The 20992-nt window shown below is 62.9% G+C and carries 22 protein-coding genes; 16 read left to right on the forward strand and 6 right to left on the reverse strand.

Annotated features, from left to right (window positions below; genetic code table 11):
- Positions 1-764: 764 nt before the first annotated feature.
- The gene (locus SO140_RS21130; protein WP_449381255.1) at positions 765-1532 is read left to right on the forward strand and encodes an SDR family NAD(P)-dependent oxidoreductase; all 768 of its coding nucleotides are present in this window, start codon (positions 765-767) and stop codon (positions 1530-1532) included.
- A 148-nt stretch (positions 1533-1680) separates the two neighbouring features.
- The gene (locus SO140_RS21135) at positions 1681-2289 is read left to right on the forward strand and encodes a cysteine hydrolase family protein (RefSeq protein ID WP_449381256.1); all 609 of its coding nucleotides are present in this window, start codon (positions 1681-1683) and stop codon (positions 2287-2289) included.
- Positions 2290-2883: 594 nt separating this feature from the next.
- Here the strand turns inward: SO140_RS21135 and SO140_RS21140 are convergent.
- Positions 2884-3399, reverse strand: a complete 516-nt coding sequence (locus tag SO140_RS21140) for a response regulator (protein ID WP_449381257.1) — start codon at positions 3397-3399, stop codon at positions 2884-2886.
- On the opposite strand from SO140_RS21140, the gene SO140_RS21145 reads away from it, so the two are divergent.
- Complete coding sequence (locus SO140_RS21145; RefSeq protein ID WP_449381258.1) at positions 3374-4381, forward strand: chemotaxis protein CheB; 1008 nt, start codon at positions 3374-3376, stop codon at positions 4379-4381. The two genes, SO140_RS21140 and SO140_RS21145, sit on opposite strands and share 26 nt — an antisense overlap.
- A gap of 19 nt (positions 4382-4400) precedes the next feature.
- On the opposite strand, the gene SO140_RS21150 is transcribed toward SO140_RS21145, so the two are convergent.
- Complete coding sequence (locus tag SO140_RS21150) at positions 4401-4643, reverse strand: hypothetical protein (protein WP_449381259.1); 243 nt, start codon at positions 4641-4643, stop codon at positions 4401-4403.
- Complete coding sequence (locus tag SO140_RS21155) at positions 4624-4833, reverse strand: hypothetical protein (RefSeq protein WP_449381260.1); 210 nt, start codon at positions 4831-4833, stop codon at positions 4624-4626. The genes SO140_RS21150 and SO140_RS21155 overlap by 20 nt, the downstream gene beginning before the upstream one ends.
- Before the next feature lie 177 nt (positions 4834-5010).
- Here SO140_RS21155 and SO140_RS21160 point away from each other — a divergent pair, with 177 nt between their 5' ends.
- From SO140_RS21160 to SO140_RS21175, 4 genes are all read left to right on the forward strand, one after another.
- A complete protein-coding gene (locus SO140_RS21160; protein ID WP_474798974.1) occupies positions 5011-8181 on the forward strand; it encodes a CheR family methyltransferase in 3171 nt (1056 codons plus the stop codon).
- Complete coding sequence (locus SO140_RS21165; protein ID WP_449381262.1) at positions 8181-8927, forward strand: Crp/Fnr family transcriptional regulator; 747 nt, start codon at positions 8181-8183, stop codon at positions 8925-8927. The genes SO140_RS21160 and SO140_RS21165 overlap by 1 nt, the downstream gene beginning before the upstream one ends.
- A gap of 284 nt (positions 8928-9211) precedes the next feature.
- Positions 9212-9433, forward strand: a complete 222-nt coding sequence (locus tag SO140_RS21170; RefSeq protein WP_449381263.1) for a hypothetical protein — start codon at positions 9212-9214, stop codon at positions 9431-9433.
- Entirely contained in the window at positions 9430-9663 is a 234-nt protein-coding gene (locus tag SO140_RS21175; RefSeq protein WP_449381264.1) for a hypothetical protein, read from the forward strand. Before SO140_RS21170 ends, SO140_RS21175 begins: the two co-directional genes overlap by 4 nt.
- Before the next feature lie 198 nt (positions 9664-9861).
- Here SO140_RS21175 and SO140_RS21180 read toward each other — a convergent pair whose 3' ends face one another.
- Positions 9862-10554 (reverse strand): SDR family NAD(P)-dependent oxidoreductase, encoded by a 693-nt coding sequence (locus SO140_RS21180; protein ID WP_449381265.1) that lies wholly within the window; start codon positions 10552-10554, stop codon positions 9862-9864.
- Between the two features lie 229 nt (positions 10555-10783).
- On the opposite strand from SO140_RS21180, the gene SO140_RS21185 reads away from it, so the two are divergent.
- The 9 genes from SO140_RS21185 (at position 10784) to SO140_RS21225 (ending at position 19579) form a co-directional block, all read left to right on the forward strand.
- Positions 10784-11578, forward strand: coding sequence for an SDR family oxidoreductase (locus SO140_RS21185; RefSeq protein ID WP_449381266.1), 795 nt, complete (start codon positions 10784-10786; stop codon positions 11576-11578).
- A gap of 2 nt (positions 11579-11580) precedes the next feature.
- Complete coding sequence (locus tag SO140_RS21190) at positions 11581-12783, forward strand: pyridoxal phosphate-dependent aminotransferase (RefSeq protein ID WP_449381267.1); 1203 nt, start codon at positions 11581-11583, stop codon at positions 12781-12783.
- 180 nt (positions 12784-12963) lie between these two features.
- Positions 12964-13887, forward strand: a complete 924-nt coding sequence (locus SO140_RS21195) for an ABC transporter permease (RefSeq protein ID WP_474798970.1) — start codon at positions 12964-12966, stop codon at positions 13885-13887.
- Complete coding sequence (locus SO140_RS21200) at positions 13887-14690, forward strand: ABC transporter permease (RefSeq protein ID WP_449381269.1); 804 nt, start codon at positions 13887-13889, stop codon at positions 14688-14690. The genes SO140_RS21195 and SO140_RS21200 overlap by 1 nt, the downstream gene beginning before the upstream one ends.
- 28 nt (positions 14691-14718) lie before the next feature.
- Positions 14719-15783 (forward strand): extracellular solute-binding protein, encoded by a 1065-nt coding sequence (locus tag SO140_RS21205; protein WP_449381270.1) that lies wholly within the window; start codon positions 14719-14721, stop codon positions 15781-15783.
- Between the two features lie 11 nt (positions 15784-15794).
- Positions 15795-16889 (forward strand): ABC transporter ATP-binding protein, encoded by a 1095-nt coding sequence (locus SO140_RS21210; RefSeq protein ID WP_449381271.1) that lies wholly within the window; start codon positions 15795-15797, stop codon positions 16887-16889.
- Between the two features lie 215 nt (positions 16890-17104).
- The gene (pxpB, locus tag SO140_RS21215; protein ID WP_449381272.1) at positions 17105-17800 is read left to right on the forward strand and encodes a 5-oxoprolinase subunit PxpB; all 696 of its coding nucleotides are present in this window, start codon (positions 17105-17107) and stop codon (positions 17798-17800) included.
- Positions 17797-18774 (forward strand): 5-oxoprolinase subunit C family protein, encoded by a 978-nt coding sequence (locus tag SO140_RS21220; protein ID WP_449381273.1) that lies wholly within the window; start codon positions 17797-17799, stop codon positions 18772-18774. Before pxpB ends, SO140_RS21220 begins: the two co-directional genes overlap by 4 nt.
- A gap of 37 nt (positions 18775-18811) precedes the next feature.
- The gene (locus SO140_RS21225) at positions 18812-19579 is read left to right on the forward strand and encodes a LamB/YcsF family protein (RefSeq protein WP_449381274.1); all 768 of its coding nucleotides are present in this window, start codon (positions 18812-18814) and stop codon (positions 19577-19579) included.
- Between the two features lie 26 nt (positions 19580-19605).
- Here SO140_RS21225 and SO140_RS21230 read toward each other — a convergent pair whose 3' ends face one another.
- Positions 19606-20028, reverse strand: coding sequence for an acetyl-CoA carboxylase biotin carboxyl carrier protein (locus SO140_RS21230; protein ID WP_449381275.1), 423 nt, complete (start codon positions 20026-20028; stop codon positions 19606-19608).
- Positions 20019-20987, reverse strand: coding sequence for a 5-oxoprolinase subunit C family protein (locus SO140_RS21235; RefSeq protein WP_449381276.1), 969 nt, complete (start codon positions 20985-20987; stop codon positions 20019-20021). The genes SO140_RS21230 and SO140_RS21235 overlap by 10 nt, the downstream gene beginning before the upstream one ends.
- Between the last annotated feature and the right edge of the window lie 5 nt (positions 20988-20992).

Raw genomic sequence — 20992 nt, forward strand, 5'->3', positions numbered from 1 at the left:
CGGGCGGAGCAATCAGGGCCGTCAGCAACGTCGCTAGCACGGCAAGCTTGATCAGCAATCTGAGCACTTCTGCCTCCCGGTCTTTAAGGCAAGCAAATCCTGCTGGACTCCCTAACTCCGACGGCGTGATAGATTTCCAGACTGAAAATCGGCACAGCGCACTGGCTGTGAGACATCGAGCCACGCCGTCGCAGCATCGCGCGGAAGCTGAGCGCCATGTTGAGGCTGAGTGCCATGCTGGAGAAGGCGAGCGGGATCCTGCCGGACGACAGACAAGAAGAGGTAGTCGCTGAGTTGCATCGGCATGGGCGCGACCCCAAAGGGGCCAACGAAGTTCTGACGACCATGCGGCGGTCGCAGGTTCTTCATGTCGATCACCGTCGTTAGACTGACGGGCATGACCGTCCTGGTGAGGCGCGCGAGATCACAACAAAAGCGGAAGCGTGCTTACGTCCGGCCGCGGGACCGTCTCAGGCTACAATTGGAGGTCGAAGCTGGCTCACTTCCGCACTCCGAATAAGTTCCCGCCATAACTTGGGATAAAGTTTTCTCCCGCCGCTGCGACGGGCTCATGCGGGATTGGCCAGCAAGCTTGCCGCCTTTCTAACCCCTAGAGCCATGGCGCGCGGATACACCGCGCTATGCACCAAGGTGCTCGCTTGCCGCGAAATAGCAAGGCGTGGTTACGCGGTGTTCCCAACCTCTTGATCGAGCCAAGATTGTCGAGCAATCAGTGTGTGAGCAGGAACCTCGAGAGGAGCGGCATGGCCACCGTTTTCATCACCGGCAGCGCGGATGGGTTGGGTCGAGCGGCAGCGGAATCGCTTCTAGATGACGGCCATCGAGTTGTGCTGCACGCCCGCTCGGCCGGCCGAGCTGCGGCCGTCGCCGATCTCGCCTCGCGGGGCGCAGCGGTCGTGATCGGCGATCTCCGCAGCGGGGCCGAGACTCGAGACATCGCAGATCAGGTCAACGCGATCGGACGAATGGATGCGGTGATCCATAACGCCGGCGTGTACTCGGAGCGAAGTCGCGGCTCGACGCCCGACGGCCATGCCGTCACTCTCGCAATAAACACCCTAGCGCCGTACATGCTGACGGCGCTGATCAAGCGCCCCGAACGGCTAGTGTACCTCAGCAGCGGTCTGCACCGCAGCGGGGAGGGTTCGCTGGCCGATTTGGACTGGACGAAGCGGCCCTGGGATGCGGCACGGGCCTACGCCGAAAGCAAGCTGCACGTCGCCGCACTGGCTTTCGCGCTGGCGCGGCGCTGGCCGCAGGTCTTGAGCAACGCCGTCGATCCCGGTTGGGTGCGAACAAGAATGGGCGGCTCGGGAGCGCCGGTAGATCTCGATACCGGGCAACGGACTCAGACCTGGCTGGCCGCAAGCGAAGAACCGGCCGCCTTGGTCAGCGGTCGTTACTGGCATCACCTCCGGCAGGAGCAGCCGGCCGGTGAGGCAACCGATCCGGAATTCCAGGACCGGCTCGTCTCCAAGTTGGGCGAACTGACGGGTGTTGTGCTTTCTTAGGCTAAGCGGATCACCGGCCGGTTTGGTCTGCCAGTCCCGACCATCCTCGCGCCACTCCGCCGCCTCTGATGCGTTATCCAGGTGCCGCGGCGAGCGAAGCGCAATCTGCGGTTCAACGCAATCGCGAGAGGCTGACGGGTGCAGGACGATGAGGGACGACAGGTCGCAGATTGCCGAGATCCGGGATGCTGTTCACCTCTGCATCGACATGCAGAACATTTTCGCTCCCGGCGGGCTGTGGGCAACGCCCTGGATGGAGAGGGTTCTGCCTGCGATCGCCGGGATCACTTCGCGCTACAAGACGCGAACCGTCTTTTCGCGCTTCATCACGCCTGAGGACCCGGAAGATCGTCCCGGGCAATGGCAGGCTTATTTTCGCCGCTGGAAGGAGGCGACACGCGCCCGGATTCCGCCGCTCGGCCTCGACCTTGTGCCGGCTCTGGCTCGGTTCGTCCCTCCGGCACGGGTGATCGACAAGCCAGCCTATTCGGCATTCAGCAATCTCGCCCTGGCAGGCCTGCTGGTCGAAAAAGGAGTGGGCACGGTGGTCGTCACCGGTGCGGAAACCGACGTTTGCGTTTTGTCGACGGTCCTGAGTGCGGTGGATCTCGGTTTCAGGGTCGTCATCGTGGAGGACGCTTTGTGCAGTTCTTCGGATATCGGGCACGATGCGCTCATGACGATGTATCGCACTCGCTTCCATGGGCAGGTGGATCTGGTAACGGCCGAGGAACTGGCGAGATTCTGGCGAGAATAGCCAAGACGTAGCGCCGAAGCGCTGCAACTTCTGAGGCGCAGCCGAAGCAAGTAGGCGCAGCCGATTCACATATCCTAATGCGCGAGGCGTCGCAGCCAATCACACTGATTGGGCTGGAAAGGGGGCTGCCATGGCGATGGACCGCGTGGAACAGGCCTTTGTTGCGACCGCCATCACGGGTTTTCTGGTGATGACGGGGGCGATTGTCTGGATGATGCTGAGCTGATGGGCCCGGAGGCAACCTTGCGCGTCGCGCTGCCGTACGCCGCCGTTGTTCTGTGCCTGGCGGTCACCGCCTGGCTCACCTTCGCGCATCTCTTTTAGCTGTCAACTTGCCGTGAGCGCGACGCTCGGGCGTTACGTCCGGCGCTAGCCTTCATCGGCGGGAGTTCGTGACACCCCAGCTCCTCACGCAGGCGCAGCGCACTGACGAGGTGATCGCTGTCGCGTAAGAGTACCAGCGCCTCGCGAACCAGCTCGCGCGAATTCGCCAGGACTCTTGAGTCCAGCGCGTAATCAGGTGTGTAGATCATCGCATCTCCCTCTATCTTTATCTTTGCGATGAGCGCCGCAAGCAACACGTGTCGCTAAGTGTCAGCCCCTCCGCTCGTTGATGAGCGCAGTCAGTTTCCGGGCCATTGCTGCCAGATCGATCGGTTTCTCCAGGAGCAACACGTCCTGGAACTCTGAAATGACGGTGATTTTGTCGTACCCCGTCGTGAACACGAAGGGCACGTGGCGCGATCTGAGCTCGCGGGCTACGGGGAAGATCATGTCGCTGCGAATGTTCACGTCGAGCACTGCGGCATCCAGAACGCCGCCATCGTGCAGAATCTCGATCGCGTCCTCGATGTGACCGGCCGGCCCGGCGATCTCCGCGCCGAGCGCGCGGAGCGTCTTGCCGATGTCGTCGGCGAGAAAATATTCGTCCTCGACGACGAGTATCCTCCGGCCCGCCAGAAGCATGTGTTGACGGGACGATGTGGGCGATGCCGACATGATGCCTCCAGCGCTGCTCCAGGCCGTTAGGAACCTAAAACGGGCCGCCGCCTTGGTCCAAACGATGTAATCGAAGGCGGGTTCCATGAGCAACCGCGACATCATCGTCATCGGGGGCTCGGCGGGGGCGACCGCACCCTTGAAGCAGATTTTGGGCCGCCTTCCGGCGGACTTGCCGGCGGCCATATTCATCGTCTTGCACATACCGGCGCAAGGCGTAGGCATTCTCTCGACGGTCGTAAGCGGCGCCGGCAAGCTGCCGGTCCGGCAGGCCGAAAACGGCATGAAAATCGAGACCGGTCACGTCTATCTGGCGGCGCCGGATCATCATCTGCTGTTGTCCGAACATCATGTGCTGCTCGGGCGCGGTCCGCGTGAGAACCTGGTACGACCGGCGATCGATGCCCTGTTCCGCTCGGCAGCGCTGCATCATGGCCCTCGCGTGATCGGCGTGCTCCTGAGCGGCCTGCTGTCCGACGGTGCAGCCGGTCTCAACGCCATCAAGCGTTGCGGCGGGATGACCGTGGTCCAGGACCCCTTGGACGCCATCTCCGACGAGATGCCGCGGCGTGCCTTGGAGGCGAGCACCATCGATCTGTGCGTGCCCGGCGCAACCATGGGCGACGTGCTGTCCGATCTCGTCAGGGAACCTCCGGGGGCGACATTGCCGATCCCGCCGGACATCCGCCTCGAAGTCGAGATTGCAGCCGGCGACCGGATCGGCAGCGACAGCCTTGTTGCACTTGCCGATCCCGTCGCGCTGACCTGCCCGGGCTGTGGCGGTGTCCTGTCCGAGGTCAAGGCAGCGCGTCCGATGCGTTTCCGCTGCCAGGTCGGTCATGCCTACACCACCGATGTCCTTGCAAAGGAGCAGGAGGGGCGGGTGGACGAAGCCCTGCGCGTCGCGCTGCGCATCATCGAGGAGCGAGCGGAACTGGTCCAGCGCATGGCCGCCGACGGCAGGCGCAGTGGCCGGTCCGCAGTCGCCGAGATGTATGACGCGCGCGCCGTCGAATATCGCGAATATGCCGACTTGATCCGGCGCGTCGTGCTACAGTCGCTCGATCCTCCGGCCCGCAAGCGGGAGGCCTGAAGGCGTGGCCATGGCCCTCTCACTTGCCGAGCGTACCGAGCAGCTCCATTCCGAGCAGCGACTTCTCGTCAAGGCCGATCAGGATATCGAGGAAGGCTGGCAGCGGGTGCGCGACCAGGAGGAGCGGGTTCGCGATCTTGTGGCCGGTGGCCACGACACGCGTCAGGCCGAGCGCCTCGTCGACCTGCTCAAGCAGACCCTGGTCGAGTGGGAGCGCCACCGCACCCTGATCGAGCAGCGCGTCATCTATCTTCAGCAGCAAGTCGATCCGGAGCCGCCTGCGTCCAGCTGAGGGGCGGTCTCCTGAACTCGGCGCCGATCTCGAACATGTAGTCGAACTGCCGCACGACACTCTGGCGCCAGCGGTCGTTCTCGTCGAACAAGCGGTGGGCGGCTGCCGTGGCGCCCTCGGCCCGCTTGATCAGGGCTGCGAGCTCTTCGGAAAATTGCATCGCGGGTTCCGGCGGCACGGCACGGCTATGGCCGTTTGCGCCGGGCATGACAACGCCCTGGGCGGAGGCGCGCGGGACCATTTCTGCCTTTGATCTGTTGGGGTAACATGGGTTTCTGCTATTTGCAGAGGCCGGGCGCCGGTTGCTCCCGGCCAGCCAATGAGAGCCAGCAGAGCCATGAATGAAGTCGGCGACCAGTCGGTCGAGGGAGAGCGTCAGGTCAAGGCCCCGCTGATCATCGGGGTCGGCGCGTCGCCCGGCGCCCTGGACAGCATCGAACGTTTCTTTGCCAAGCTCACCGTGGCGGCCGACCAGGCCATCGTCCTGGCGCTTCAGCATCACGAGGCCTTCGACGAGGCCCGGTTGCGCGAGATCGTGCGGGGATCCAATGGCGCCAAGGTCGCCGACATCGGGGAGGCCGAAGCGATCGAGGGGGGCACGATCTACCTGTGCCCGCCGGCGATGATCACCACCATCCACGGCGACCGATTTGCGATTCGCAAGGCCGAGCAAGCACCCGGCGAGCGAGCCACGATCGACAGTTTCCTGGTGTCGCTCGCCGAAGAGCGCGCCGAGCAGTCGATTGGCGTGATCCTCGCCGGCACCGGCGGCGACGGAACGCTCGGCACCGCGACGCTCAAGGACCACGGCGGTCTCGCCATCGCCGAGAAGGCCGTGAGTCCCGAGCCCGAGCATATGCTCGACGGCAACACACCCGCGGCCATCGCCGACTACGTGCTGCCGCCCGAGGATATCCCCGAACACATCCAGGTCTATGCCCGTCACCTGCGGCGCCTCGAGGAGAAGCAGGGCTTCGACGAGGTGCTGGCCGCGGCTGCAACCTCGCTCTCGCGCATCGCCGACATCCTGCGCAACAAGACCGGCAACGATTTCCATGGGTACAAGCAGAACACCTTCCTGCGTCGCGTGCAGCGGCGCATGCAGGTGGTCCAGATCGACGAGATTCCCGGCTATGTCGATTTCCTGCGGAACGATAAGGACGAGGCCCAACACCTCTTCAACGATCTTCTGATCGGCGTCACCGAGTTCTTCCGCGACAAGCGCGAGTTCGAGGTACTGGAGACCCAGATCATTCCGAAGATGTTCGAAGGCAAGGGCGCGGGCCAGCAGGTTCGAATCTGGGTGCTCGGCTGCGCCACCGGCGAGGAGGCCTATTCGATCGGTATCCTCTTGCGCGAGCACATGGCGCGGCTCGATTCCGCACCACAGGTCCAGATCTTCGCAACCGACATCGACGGGCGCGCGCTCGCCACTGCGCGGGTCGGCCGCTACCGCACCAGTATCGAGGCGGATATGAAAAACGAACGCCTCGCGCGCTGGTTCGTGCGCGAAGGCGATACCTATTGCGTGGTGAAGGAATTGCGCGAGATGTGCATCTTCTCGCAGCACAACGTCATCAAGGACGCGCCGTTCTCCAAGCTCGATCTCGTCTCCTGCCGCAACCTCCTCATCTATCTCAATGCCGAACTGCAGAACCGGGTGATCCCGCTGTTCCATTTCGCGCTGTTGCCGGACCGCTACCTCTTTCTCGGCAATTCCGAGAACGTGACACGGCATCCAAAGCTGTTCGCTCCGGTCGACCGCCGTGCCCGCATCTTCAAGAAGCTCGAGACCGGAACGCGGCTGCCACCGGAATTTCCGATCACGACGGCGGCGGGCAGGGCGCCGGTCGAGGTGCCGCCGGTGCGTTCGTTCGGACCAGATGTGGGTCTGGAGCGCCGCGCGCAGCGGATCGCCGAGCGCTACGCGCCGGCCTACGTCATCACCGACGACAATTTCCAGATCCTGCATTTTTCAGGGCGCACCGGCCGCTACATCGAGCCGACCGCGGGCGCCGCCACGCTCGACCTGCTCCAGCTCGTGCACCGCGATCTCAGGCTCGAATTGCGCACGGCGCTCAGCAGCGCCGCTGAGACCAATGAGGCAGCCCATGCCGAGCAGGTGCAACTCGGGCTGAACGGCCACCGCGTGCTCGTCGACATCACCGTCGAGCCGATCCAGGACGGCGCCGGCGGCCATCGCAACTTCCTCGTCCTGTTCAAGGACGGCCCGGTCCGGGTGATCGATACCAACCAGAGCAACCCCAATGTGCTGGTGCGTACCGAGCATGTCGAGCGTCTGGAAAGCGAGCTGCGGGCAACGCGGGAGCGGTTGCAGGCGACCATCGAGGAGCTCGAGAGCACCAACGAGGAGCTGAAATCCTCGAACGAGGAATATCAGTCGCTCAACGAGGAGCTGCAATCGGCCAATGAGGAGCTCGAGACCTCGCGCGAGGAATTGCAGTCGGTCAACGAGGAGCTGACCACCGTCAATGGCGAGCTGGCGCACCGCGTGCAGGAGCTGACACGCGCTACCAGCGACCTGAAGAATTTCCTCGAGAGCACGCAGATCGCAACCGTGTTCCTCGACAACGATTTGCGGGTGATGAATTTCACGCCCGCGATCACACAGGTCCTGCATCTGGTGGAAACCGACGTCGGCCGCCCGATCGCCCACATCAAGGCGCGTATCCCCATCGAGGAGCTCTATGACGACGTACGCCGGGTGCTGCGAACGCTGGCCAGCGCCGAGCGCGAGCTGACCGCGCCGGATAGTGGCACGCGCTACATCGTGCGCATCCTGCCTTATCGCAGCATCGACAATTTCATCGCCGGCGTCGTCATCACCTTCATCGACGTCACCGCGATCACGCGCGCGGAGGAGCGGCAACGCCTGCTGCTCGCCGAGCTGCAGCATCGCGTCCGCAACACGCTCGGCGTCGTGCGCTCGATCGCCCGTCGATCGGCGGAAACGAGCTCTACCGTCGAGGAATACGCCTCTCACTTGGACGGCCGGCTCAACGCCTTCGCACGCACCCAGGCGCTGGTGACCCGCGATCCGGGGGGCGGCGTCGATCTTGAATATCTCGTCGTCGAGGAGCTCCTGGCCTATAATGCCAGGGAAGGCGAGCAGGTGCGGGTCTCCGGCCCGAAGGTGCGTCTCCAGCCGAAGGCCGCCGAGACCTTCGCACTCGCCGTCCACGAGCTCGCGACCAACGCGTTGAAATACGGCGCTTTGAGCCGGCCCACGGGGCGGATCGAGATCGCCTGGCGCCTCGATGAGTCCACCGACCCGGCGGAGCTGGTCTTCGAATGGCGCGAGCGGGGCGGGCCGCAGGTCACACCGCCGCCGCGAAAGGGCTTTGGCACGGAGCTTCTCGAGCGCACGCTGGCGTTCGAGTTCAAGGGGCAGACGACGATGGCGTTCAGCGCTTCAGGACTGCAATGCACGATCACCATTCCTTTGAGCAAACGCACGTTCCATATGGCCGGGGGGAGCGCTAGTTGATGCCCGTGTCCACTCTAGATCGAAGCGTGACTGATCCGGTCGTCCGCAGGCTGAATGCGCTGCGGCCGTTGTCGGCCCAAGCCTCCGCTTCGCTTGAGCACGCCGCTCTCGAAGGGATGCAGCGCGCCGGATCGGGCGAGGATCTGATCTCGGAGGGCGATTCCGTCGACAGCGTCCGTATCGTGCTGTCGGGATGGCTCTGCCGTTACAAGACGCTCGAGGACGGCCGGCGCCAGATCGTCAACTTCATCTTCCCTGGCGAGACCTGCGACGCGCATGCGTACCTGCTGACGGTGATGGATCACTCGATCGCGACGCTGACGCCGGTCGTCTATACCGAAATCAAGCGCACGCGCTTCGAGAGCCTTGTCGCTAGCGACCGTTCGCTCGCGGAAGCGTTCTGGTGTGAGACGCTCGTGAACAGCGCCATCCAGCGCGAATGGGCCATCAATCTCGGCCGCCGTGTCGCGCTGGAACGCGTGGCGCATCTGTTCTGCGAGATTTTCGAGCGGCTGCGCCCGGTTGGAATGGTCGACGGCAATTCCTGTATCATGCCGGTAACCCAGATGGATCTGGCCGATGCCACCGGCCTGTCGGTGGTCCATCTCAATCGCACCGTGCAGGAATTGCGCGCCAACGGCCTGATCGTACTGCGCGAGCGAACACTGACCATCACCGATCTCGATGCACTCAAGGACGCCGCGCTGTACTCGCCGGGCTATCTGCAGCTCTATCGCAGTAAGTAGCTTCTAACGCTAGCTGTCACGCACCAGTCGAGCCGTTCGCGACCGTCCAGAGTGCGGCGCGCGAGGCCGTGGTGATCTAGCGTGCTGCGATGCAGCGTTTGTCAGCCTGCGCGCAACGATCGCATTTGCTTAACCTATGGAAATGCTGGAACTCAGTTCCGCTCCGAAGCTGCGAAGGCTGCCCGCCCGGGCCGCCCCGGTGCGGCAGGTGATCGGCCCCGGCGCTCTGAGCCTCCGGCCGGGGGCCGACTCCCTTCAAGCCAGATCATCCGTGAACGCAGAAAATGACCGCCAAACGCAATCGAACCAAACAGACGCATTCGCTCCAGGAGCGTTTGCAGATATCAGCCGAACAGGCCCGCCAACATGCCCGCCGTCTTCCGGCCGGCAAGGAGCGGGAGATGTTGCTGCGCCGTGCGAAGCAGGACGAAGTGGCTTCCAGTCTGACCGATTGGTTGACCGCCCCGGCCGTCCGCAAGCGCTGGCAAGGAGAGGGCAGATCATGAAACATTACCGGGCGTTTCAGATTAACCCCGACGGCCATGTCTTCGGTTGCATCAACCTCGTCTGCGACGGGGAGGAGGATGCCAAGCGTCAGGCGCAGGCGCTCGTGAGCTTCTATCGCATCGAGCTATGGCGCCTGGACCAGCGCGTCGCCAGGTTCGAAGCCGTCTCGCAAGTGCCGGATCGTGTGAAGCAGCTTGGCGACCGGGCCCCGCGCGCCAGTCTGCGATGATGGCATCATGCCGGTGATTTGCCCGACGTGTCAATCAATTTCGGAAAAATCGTAGCGATCCGTGTTCGGGATTGCCGGCTACTTTGCATGGGGTTGTTTTCGAGTTTTTTGCGGAGGCCCGTCAGCCGGTGGATGTCCCGGTGCGCCAGACGCCTCTGCTCGCTGCGGCAGGTTACCGACGGTCGTGCAACCCGATAGCTACAACATCGGCTCGAACTGGCAGTGCACCAGCAGCTCGGAGACCGAAGCGTTGTTCGGCAGCATGAGAACGGTCTCAACCAGTCGTGCGATGTCGCCGGGCTGACTCATCTCGTGGCGGGGAATCTCGTCATCGTTCAGCGTCATGTCGGTGGCGACATAGCCGGGGCATATGACGGTCGCCCGGATTCCTGCAGCGCGACCCTCGCGGCGGATGCCGTGCGTGAGCGCGACCACGGCGAATTTGGTCATGGCGTAACCGACGTTACTTCCCACGCGCTTGCCGGCGAGCGAGCCGAGGTTGACCACTCGCCCGTGGCCGCAAACTGCCAGATGGGGCAGGGCGGCCCTGATGACACGGAGCGGGCCTTTGACGTTGATCCGCCACATGTCTTCCAATTCGTCTTCACCCTCGTCGGAGACGCGGACCTTCGGATTGATGCCGGCTGCGTTGACGATGGCGTCCACGCCGCCCCATCGCGCGAGCGTTGCCTTGACCCATGCCTTGGGGCTCTCGGCGTCGTCAGCGTCGTAACGGTGCGTCATGAGCCTCGGACTCTCCTGCAGGGCGCTCGGATTACGAACTCCCGCCGAGACTCGGAAACCCGATGCCAGCAGTCGATCGACCACGGCGCGTCCGATGCCGCGCGAGGCGCCCGAAACCATGACGATCCGGTTATTGACCTCCAGCATGTACGTTTCTCTCTCAAGGGTGAGCCAAAAAGGACCGTAGCGAATGTAGGGGGACGTGGCCGGAAGCGAGTAAGAGCAATTCACTCTGCCTGTATCGGTGACGCTTATGGGATCGCTTGGCGGAGCTATCGGCCATGCTTATGAGGGCAGACCGAATCCGTTCTATCCGTGCCCATTTATGTGAACGTAGTGTTCCGCCGCTCCGCTTGATCGCAAGAGAGCCATGCGGATGGGATTTGCGGACTTTCGAACGGCATTGGTGACGGGTGCGTCCTCGGGAATCGGGGCTGCGACGGTTCGCCGCTTGAGCGCAGAGGGCCTCGAGGTTTATGCGACCGGCAGGGACGCGGGACGGTTGGCGACCTTGTCGGCGGAGACCGGGTGCCGCGCCTGTGCGGTTGACGTGAACGATCTGGGCGCGCTGACGGAACTGGCAGGCTCGGCCGAGTTCGATGTGCTCGTCAACAACGCCGGCCAGTCCCGACGCAGCAATATTCTGGATACCGCCCCTGAGGATGTCGACACGCTCGTGGACGTGAATTTGCGGGCGGTCCTCCATCTTACGCGGCTGATCGTGCCGGGCATGGCCAAGCGTGACCGTGGGCACGTCGTGAACATCTCCTCCATTGCCGGCCACTATGCATTCGGCGAGAACGCGACGACGTTCAATTCGTCCGTCGCCTATCACGCGACCAAGGCCGGCATCCATTCGCTGTCGCAGCAATTGCGCGTGGACCTCTTCGGCAGCCGGGTTCGCGTCACCGAGGTGTCGCCGGGCCGGGTCGCGACCGGCATTTTCCAGAACCCGGACGTCGGCGGCGACGGGAATGATCGCTTTGTCGGCGCCTTCGAGACGCTTCAACCCGAGGACATTGCGGACGCGATCGCGTTCGCCGTGGGATCGCCGATGCGCATGAACGTCGCGATGCTCGAGGTCATTCCAACATTTCAGGTCGTAGGTGACCTGCGATTTGCGCGGCGGACAGAGGTCGCGCAACAGACAGAGATCAAGAAACGGAGCTGACGATGCCTGAACTTGCGAACCGCCTCAAAACCGTAAAAGTGTCCGCCTCGGCGGCGATGACGGATAAGGCGCGTGAGCTGCGCGATGCGGGCGTCAAGATCGTCAGCCTGTCATCCGGCGAGCCCGATTTCCCGACGCCTCCGCATGCCATCGACGCCGCGCATCGGGCGGCCCTGGCAGGGGATACCAAATACCCGGCGATGCCGGGGACGGTGGCCCTGAGAACCGCGGTCCAGCGCAAGTTCAAGCGTGAGAACAATCTCGATTATGCCCTCGATGAAATCCTGATCGCCAACGGGGGCAAGCAGATCATCTTCAACGCGCTGTTCGCCACCTGCAATCCCGGCGACGAGGTGGTCATTCCGGCGCCAGGCTGGATCACCTACGCGGACATCGTTCTCCTCGCCGAGGCGACGCCAGTTTCGGTGCCGTGCCCGGAGAACAACCAGTTCAAGCTGCGGCCGGCGGATCTCGAGGCTGCGATCACACCCAAGACGAAGTGGCTGATCCTGAACTTCCCGAACAATCCGACCGGCGCCGCCTGCTCGCGCGCCGAGATGCGCGCGATCGCGGACGTCATGCTCGGGCATCCCGACGTCTGGATCCTCACCGACGACATCTATGAGCACCTCACCTATGACGGTTTCGAGTTCTGCACGATTGCGGAGGTCGAGCCCAGGCTGAAGGATCGCGTCGTAACGGTGAACGGCGCGTCCAAGGCCTACGCCATGACGGGATGGCGCGTCGGCTATTGCGGCGGCCCCAAAAGCTTGATTGCCGCCATGAACAATGTCCACGGTCAGGCGACGGGCGGCATCTGCACGCTCAGCCAGGCGGCCGCCGTGGCTGTTCTGGACGGTCCTCAGGGTTATCTGAAGGAGCGGGCCGATATCTATCGCGACAGGCGCGATCTGGTGGTCTCGCTCCTCAATCAGATCCCCGGCATCACCTGCCACAAGCCGCAGGGTGCATTTTACGTGTTCCCGAACATCGCCGGTTGCATCGGCAAGACGTCCAAGGGAGGGCGGCGGCTGGACACCGATGCCGACTTCATTTCGGCCCTTCTGGAGGAGCAATACGTCGCCGCCGTTCACGGCGGAGCCTACGGAATGAGCCCGTATTTCCGGATTTCCTATGCGACCGATATCGAAACGCTGAAGGAGGGATGCCGGCGCATTGCGAGCTTCTGCGAAGGCTTGCGCTGACGGGAGGTAGGTAAGGGGCGGCCCGATGACTGAAGTTCAGGCACAGGCTGCCACACCCATTGTCATAACCGTTTGCAATGCCCCTAAATGGAGACAATCTTGGTCCTATCGGATGTCGGCGTCTAAGCTTTGCTTAAAGAGGGGTAGATCTTGGGATCGCGCAGTCGGGGACGGCCAGCAATGACCAGCGACGATGCGGTGGCTGTTGTAAGTGCCCAACCAGAGGCCCGACAGGGATCGCGGTGGCGCCTGAGCTTGCCCGCCGGGCTGCTCGCGCTCCCGATGATGGTCTTCCTGGCCTACTTCTTCTTCTATCCCGCAATCAGGCTGCTGTTCTCGAGCATACAGACGCAGAACAGCCAGGGAATTATCGGGCCTCCCTTCACGCTCGCGCACTACGCAAGGCTCATCGATGTCGAGCTCTATGCGCGCGTGTTCTGGACGACGCTCAGGATCAGCCTGATCACGTCTGCTCTTGCGACCGTATTGGCCTATCCGGTTGCGCTGGTCATGGTGAAGAGCCGCCCCCTCGTTACGCGAATTATCACGCTCATCGTCATCGCGCCGCTGGTCGTCAGCGTCGTCGTGCGTGGCTACGGGTGGCAGTTGATCCTGGCGAACGGCCCGAAGGGGATGTTGAACTGGATCCTGATGACGCTGCACATCGTCGATGGGCCGGTATCGGTCCTCTATACCGAGAAAGCCGTGGTCATCGGATCGTTGCATGTGTTCTTCCCGATGATGGTCCTGCCGCTGGCATCCGCGCTCGGCAAGATCGATCGCAATCTGGAGGATGCGGCCCGCGTTCTCGGTGCGCCCTGGTGGAAAGTCTTCCTGCGGGTGACGTTGCCGTTGAGCATGCCCGGTTTCGTGGCGGGCTTCACCCTGGTGTTCTCGCTGACGGCGGGCTCCTTCGTCATCCCTGCCATCCTGGGAGGGGCGTCCGCGATCATGCTGGGCAATCTGATCGAGCAGCAGATTTTCGTCGTGTACGACTGGCCGTTTGGTGCGGCGATCGCTGTGGTCCTGGTGGGTGTCGTTTTCGCGGTCAATGGTTTCTCGATGTGGCTTCTCGAGGGCCGCCGTCTCCGGAGGCCGACCTGATGGACGAGCATTTTTCCGGCTTTGGTGCCTTTGTGCTCTATGCGATCACGACCGCGATGATGGTCTTCATCATGGCGCCGCTGCTTCTCGTTATGGCGGTGTCGGTTTCCGACTCCTATTTCGTGACGTTTCCGCCTCAGGGTTTTACGCTGAAATGGTACTTCAAGGTCCTCGGGGATCGAGACTTCCTGGAGGCGATGCGGCTGAGCATCCTGCTGGCGCTCGGCACGACGGCGGGCTCGCTGCTGCTCGGTGTGCCGGCGTCGTTTGCGCTGGTACGCGGAAATTTCTTTGGCCTGGCGGCCATCAAGGGCTTCCTGCTCTCGCCATTGATTTTCCCCGCCCTGGTGACGGGCCTCGCGCTGCTCCAGGTCCTCACCAAGCTCGGCTCGCAGGATGCGAGGCTGAACCTGCTGATCGGGCACGTTGTCGTGACCTCGCCGTACGTCATCCGGACCGTGGTCACCAGCCTTCAGCTGGTGGACGAGAACCTGGAAGATGCGGCTCGGACGCTTGGTGCGAACCGGCTGTGGACTTTCTGGCGTGTGACGCTGCCGCAGATCGCATCCGGGGTTGCCGCCGGAGGTCTGTTCGCCTTCATGGTGTCCTTCGACAATTACCCGGTCACGATGTGGCTCGCCAATTCCGAGTACTCGCCGGTGCCGCTCGTGCTGATGCGGCAGCTCGTCAACGTGTTTGATCCTTCCGTGCCAGCGATGTCGACGATCATCATCCTAATGGCGATGGTCGGCGTCCTGCTTCTGGAGAAGCTGGTAGGTCTTCGCCGCGCGCTGGCCGCCTGATTTTTACTTCGTAGATGGAGATTGGACCATGAGACTGACGCGTAGAAATCTCATCAAGGCCGGTGCATCCGCGGTTGCTTTCCCGACGATCATCAGCCGGGCGTGGTCACAGGACGCCAAGCAGCTTCATGTCGGCGTCTACAACTCCGCCCTGGGTAAGCTGATCCAGAAGGAAGTCATTCCCAAGTTCGAGGCGGAGTTCAAGTGTCGCGTCTTTACGATTGAAGGAGCGACCCTCTCCAACATCGCTGCACTCCGCGCGACGCGCGATACGCCGCGATACAGCGTCATGATGATGGATGATGTCGGCATCCCGCAGGCGAAGCAGGAGGGTTTGATCGACAAGCTCGATCCTGCCAAGATTCCCAATCTCGCGAAGGTGTATCCGCGCTACATCTTCGAGGATGGCTACGGCGTCGGGTTCTCCATCTCGAGTGCGGCCCTGTTCATCAACCCGCAGGTGACGAAACCAATCGAGAGCTATGAACAGATCTTCGATGCGAAGTATCGCAAGCAGATTCTGCTGAACACGCCGAAAAACACCCAAAGCGTGCTGATGCTCATCGCCGCGACATCGCTCGTGACGGGCAAGCCGTTCAAGGAAGCCCAGTATCTGGTCGATCAGGGTTGGGACAAGCTGGCGACACTGAAGCCGAACGTGCTGACGATCTATGACAGCGAGGCGCAGGTCCTCCAGGTCGCCCAGGGACAGGCGACGATCGGCGGCATCGAGTATTCGAAGGCCATTTACCCGCATACGGCGAAGGGAATGCCCCTCGACATGACCTTCCCCAAGGAAGGCGCGTTCACGGGCATCAACAGCATGACGGTGGTCAAGAATGCGCCCGAGCCGGAACTGGGAGCAGCACTCATCAACCGCATTCTCGAGCCGTCGGTTGCCAAGATGCTCTCTGAGCAGACGCTGAGTGCGCCCTCGGTCAGCGGCATCGACTTCAAGCCGGAGACGGCGAAGTTCCTCGCATATCCGGATACCAAGGCGACCGATCTCGGGCTCTTCACGCCGGATTGGAATTTCATCGTGCCGCGCCGCGGCCCCTGGCTGGAGCGTTACAACCAGGTCTTCACAAGCTAAGGCGGATAATCATGAGGTCCTCCGAAGTCAGGCTTGAACGTCTCAGCAAGGAATACAACCGCGTCGTCGCGGTCGATGAGGTGTCTCTGACGATCGAGCCGGGTCACATGGTGGCCCTGCTCGGTCCAAGCGGATGCGGGAAAACGACCTGCCTTCGCATGATCGCTGGGTTGATCCGCCCGACATCCGGTGATGTCCTGGTGAACAACGCGAAGATCACCGATGTGCCGGTGCATCGGCGCAACATCGGGATGCTGTTCCAGAACTACGCGTTGTTTCCGCACATGACGATCGAGGAGAACATCGCATTCGGCCTGCAGATGCGAGGGATCGCCAAGGCGGAGGCCGCCAAGAAGGTCGCCGCGGCGCTGAGCCTTGTCCAGCTTTCGAACTTCGGGAAGCGATATCCGACCCAGCTCTCGGGTGGCCAGCAACAGCGCGTTGCGCTTGGGCGAGCGCTGGTGATCGAGCCTGCGATGCTGCTGCTCGATGAGCCGTTGGGTGCGCTCGACAAGGGGCTTCGCGAAAGCATGCAGGTCGAATTGCGAGCCCTTCAGCGGCGACTGGGCCTGACCACGATCATGGTGACGCACGACCAGGACGAAGCCCTGACGATGGCTGACAAGATCGTCGTCATGCGGGACGGCAAGCTCGAGCAGGTCGGCTCGGCGACCGAGATCTATCAGCGGCCAGCCTCCAAATTCGTCGCGAAGTTCATCGGTGCCTCCAACCTGTTCGAGGGCAAGGTCGAGCAGCGCAACGGAAATGGCGCGATCATTCGCGTGTCGCAGGATCTGAAGCTCCAGGTCGATCAGGTACCGGCTTCTGCCGCGGACGTGATGGTCTCGATCAGGCCGGAAGCGATCATCGTCGAGGGAGCCGATCAGGTTGGTGCGGCGGATCGGCCAAACAGTGTGGCTGCGCGGATCGATCAGGTCGTCTATCGCGGCTTCGTCAGTCACTATTATCTGAAGACGGCGAGCGGTGAGCAACTGATTGTATTCGAGCAGAACCAGTCGCAGCAATCGGAGCTCCGCTACGCGGTAGGGCAGCAGGTCGTTGCGCGATGGAACGCACCGAGCAATCACGTCATTGCGCGGCACTAAAATTCGGGGTCGCAAGCCCGCGGATCATCAAACCGGATAGCGAGCGCAACTCATGCGCTCGCCGGCGTGCGCCCCGGTGCAGGCGGCAGGACATCTCGCCAGCAATCAATATCCCCTATACCCGCAGAGCGACAACGTGTTGGTTCGGCTCGCGCGGGTCATCTAGATTTGGGCGTAGCGGCCACGAGGCCGCGCGTCGATCTCCGGAGCGCTGTTTGTCGATCACCCACCGCGTTTCTCCCTTCATCGGCGTGCTCGAGAAGGACCCAAAGATCAGCTTGATCGGCACACTGGCCATGCTGGTGGAGGCGCCGGGGGAGTTCGACCTTGTTCAGCAGGGCCGCATCTGGTCGCTTGCCGATGTACTTTCGTCCTGGCCCAATGTCGAAGAAGCCGTCGTTGGCGTGACCAACGTCATGCTCACGTTTGTGCAGCCGCCGAACGACATCGGCGCGCTTGCAGCAGATATTATCGAGCTCTGGCATCGTTTGAGCCCGCGTAATGCGGACGGCAAGCTGATCGAGATTCCCGTCGTCTACGGCGGCGAGCTTGGCTTCGACCTGCCGGCGGTGGTGGCGCGCTCGGGATTGTCGGCGCAGGAAGTGATCAGGATCCACAGTGAGGGTGAGTATACCGTCTGTGCGATCGCTAGCTCCCCGGGATTCGGTTATCTCCACGGCCTCGATCCCCGCATCTTCATGCCGCGCAAATCGGTCCCCTCGCTCAACATGCGCGCGGGCTCGGTGACGATCGGCGGGATGCAGACCGGCGTTGCGGTGCTCACGAGCCCGAACGGCTGGAACGCGATCGGCTGGGCCGAGATCGCGATGTTCGATCCCCACAAGACACAGCCGTCGCTGATGGCACCGGGCGATCGCGTCAAGTTCAGAATCGATCGGATCGAACTGTGATCGAAATCCTGACCAGCCACGCGTTCAACACGATCCAGGACCGTGGTCGCCGCGGCGTGCGCCGCTTCGGTGTGAGTACGTCCGGCGCCATGGACCCGGTCGCTCTCGAAGCCGGCAACGCGCTTCTCGGCAACGATGGTGACGCCGCGGGCATCGAGGTGCAGACGTTTCCCTTCCGCCTGCGTTTCAATGCGGACATCTCATTTGCGCTCACTGGAGCTGATTGTGATGCGAGGCTGGGGCAGCGAGCCGTTCCGCCCTGGTGGCGGATGCGGGCGAGAGCAGGAGATGTCCTCACGATCGGCTCGCCCAAACGCGGTGCCCGCGTCTACGTCTCGCTCGAAGGTGGTATCGACGTTCCACCGGTGCTTGGCTCACGGAGCACGCATCTTCGCGCGGGATTCGGCGGATTGGACGGGCGTGCCTTGCAGTCGGGCGACGTCGTGCCGATCGGAAATCCGCGGCGGGACTCCTCGGGGCGCGTCGAGTTTGGTGCCGAGCCACCCGAGATCGCTATCGCGGAGTCCGATCCGCGGGAGGATCGCGTTCTGCGGGTGCGCGTCATCCGCGCTGGAGAGCACGACCTGTTTTCCGAGGAGATGCAGGCGATGTTCTGGTCGACAAGATGGAAGATCAGCGCGCAGAGTGATCGCGGCGGGTATCGGCTCAGCGGAGCGAAGCTGACATTGGCTGCACCGGTCGAGATGCGTTCGCATGGCGTGGTGGCCGGCGTCGTACAGGTGCCGCCGGGCGGTGAGCCGATCATCCAGATGAGCGACGCCAACACGGCGGGGGGGTATCCGAAGATGGCCGCGGTGATCCAGGCCGATCTGTGGCGCCTCGGCCAGGCGCGGTCGGGATCATTCATCGCATTCAGCGAGATCAGCTACCAGGATGCCGTTGCCGCCATGGCTCCCGTCAACGAGTACATCGGCAGGGTGCGCGCGACGGCCGATCTTTATCGAGCTCTTTGAGTGGAACTAAGCAACAATCAAGAAGGATGGTTCAAACATGAAAATCGGCATCAACTCGGACATGGGCGAAGGCTTCGGCAACTATCGCATTTGTGACGACGAGGCGCTCATGGGAATCGTCTCCTCCGCCAACGTGGCGTGCGGCTTCCATGCCGGCGACCCCATCATCATGGATCGCACGGTCCGCATGGCAAAGACCAAGGGGGTTGAAGTCGGCGCGCATCCGGGTCTGCCGGATCTGCTCGGATTTGGCCGCCGCGTGATCCAGATGGATGCGGCCGAGCTCGAGAAGCATATGGTCTATCAGATCGGTGCACTCCAGGGCATCGCGGCCAATGCCGGCCATCGCGTGACCCATGTCAGCTTCCATGCAGCGATGGGCAACATGGTGAACGCCGATCCGGATATGGCCGCCGTCGTCGCCCGCGCAATCGCAACCATCGATCGTGACTTCATCGTGTTCTCGCAGCCCGACGCCGCGATCGTACATGCCGCCCGCAAGGTCGGCCTGCGGGTGCTGACGCTCTTTCTTGCCGATCGTGCCTACGACGAGAACGCCCATCTCGTGTCCCGCAAGCTGCCCAATTCGGTCATCACCTCGTCGGAGGCAGTGGCGGAGCGGGTTCAGAGGTTTTTGGACAGCGGCACGGTGAAGACGATCGAAGGCAAATCGATCAAGGTCGAGGCGCGCTCGATTCTCATTCACAGCGACACTCCCGGCTCCGTCGATCTCGCGGCCACGGTGCGGCGTGTGGTGGAGCAGGGCGGCGGCGAGGTCGCCCCGGCGGCGGTGCTGGTCAACTAGCTGCGCGGGACCTCGCGGGCCCTCGCTCAGGTCGAGCTGGCCTCGACAAAGGGGCGAATTCTGGCGATGGGCGTTCCGTAGCCGACCATCGCGCCCGTCTCGGCGAGGACAGCATCGAGGATACCCTCGGCCGGAGAAAGAACCGGCGCATAGATCAGGCCAACCTTGACGAGGCCGACGATCGCGCCGGCCTCGATCCGTTGGCCCGATTCGACGAACGGCTTTGTCTGCCAGGGATGCCCGGCGAGGAAATGCCCCGCGATATCAGCCGTCGCGACGACGTGCGGATCCTCATGAGGGCTGGATGCTGCGACCGGCGCCGGCGAAGACCCGCCAGTCTCCACGACGAGTTTCAACGACTGGTCCTTGTCTTCGATCTCGATGGAGGCGACGCCGTATATCTCCAGGAGCCTGGCCAGACGTTCGATGTGGGATGCATCTATCGGCATCTGCGAAGCTCCTCGAGAAGTCGAACGTTGGTCCTGAGCCGGTCAAGATAGGCTGACATATCGGTCTCGGCAGCAAGCGCATCCGGATAGGCCGTTTGCTCGAAGCGCAGTCTACTGCCGAGCCTTGCCTGCCCGACGCGCCAAAGATCAGCCTTGATCACGGTTGCGATTTTCGGGTAGCCGCCGGAAGTCTGCGCATCGCGCATCTGGATGATCGGCTGTCCATTGGGCGGGATCTGGATGACGCCCGGGACGATGCCGTGCGACCGTTTTTCGATCGGTGAGATCGGTTTCACGGCGGGACCTTGCAGGCGGTAACCGTAGCGGTTGCTCTGCGGCGTGATCTTCCAACTGCTGCGCCAAAACAGGTCCTGCGTGGCGCCGTCGAACGCATCGTATTCGCCGGCGATCACGACCCTGACCGGGATATCGTCCTGCGCATCCGGCCGGGCGAGGGCGATGTCGGCCGGTTCGATCCCGAGTTCGCCGATGCCCGTTGCCGGGCTGGGCTCGGCGCATGGCAGCATATCCCCCGGCTGGAGAGGTCGCCCGTGAAGGCCGCCGAACTCACCGCGGAATTGGGTGCTCCGTGATCCCAAGACCACTGGCACGTCGATACCACCACTGACGGTCAGATAGCATCGTGCGCCACGAGGCATCGCCTTGAGGGTGAGAACGTCGCCGGCGCGTGCCTGCGACCGCCACCAGGGCGGGATCATTCGTCCTCCGATCTGGGCTTCGACCTCGGCGCCCGTGAGCGCAAAAGCCATGCTCTGGGAGAAACGGAGCTTGAACGGTGTCATCGGGATCTCAATGCCCGCGGCGTTCTCCTCATTGCCAAGCAGGATATTGCCGGCGCGCAAGGCGATGTCGTCCATCGCGCCCGAGGTGCCGACCCCGAACCGATATTGGTCGAAGCGGCCGAGGTCCTGGACACTGGTCGGGCCGAGGACTGACATGATCT

This window comes from Bradyrhizobium sp. UFLA05-108, assembly GCF_059803455.1.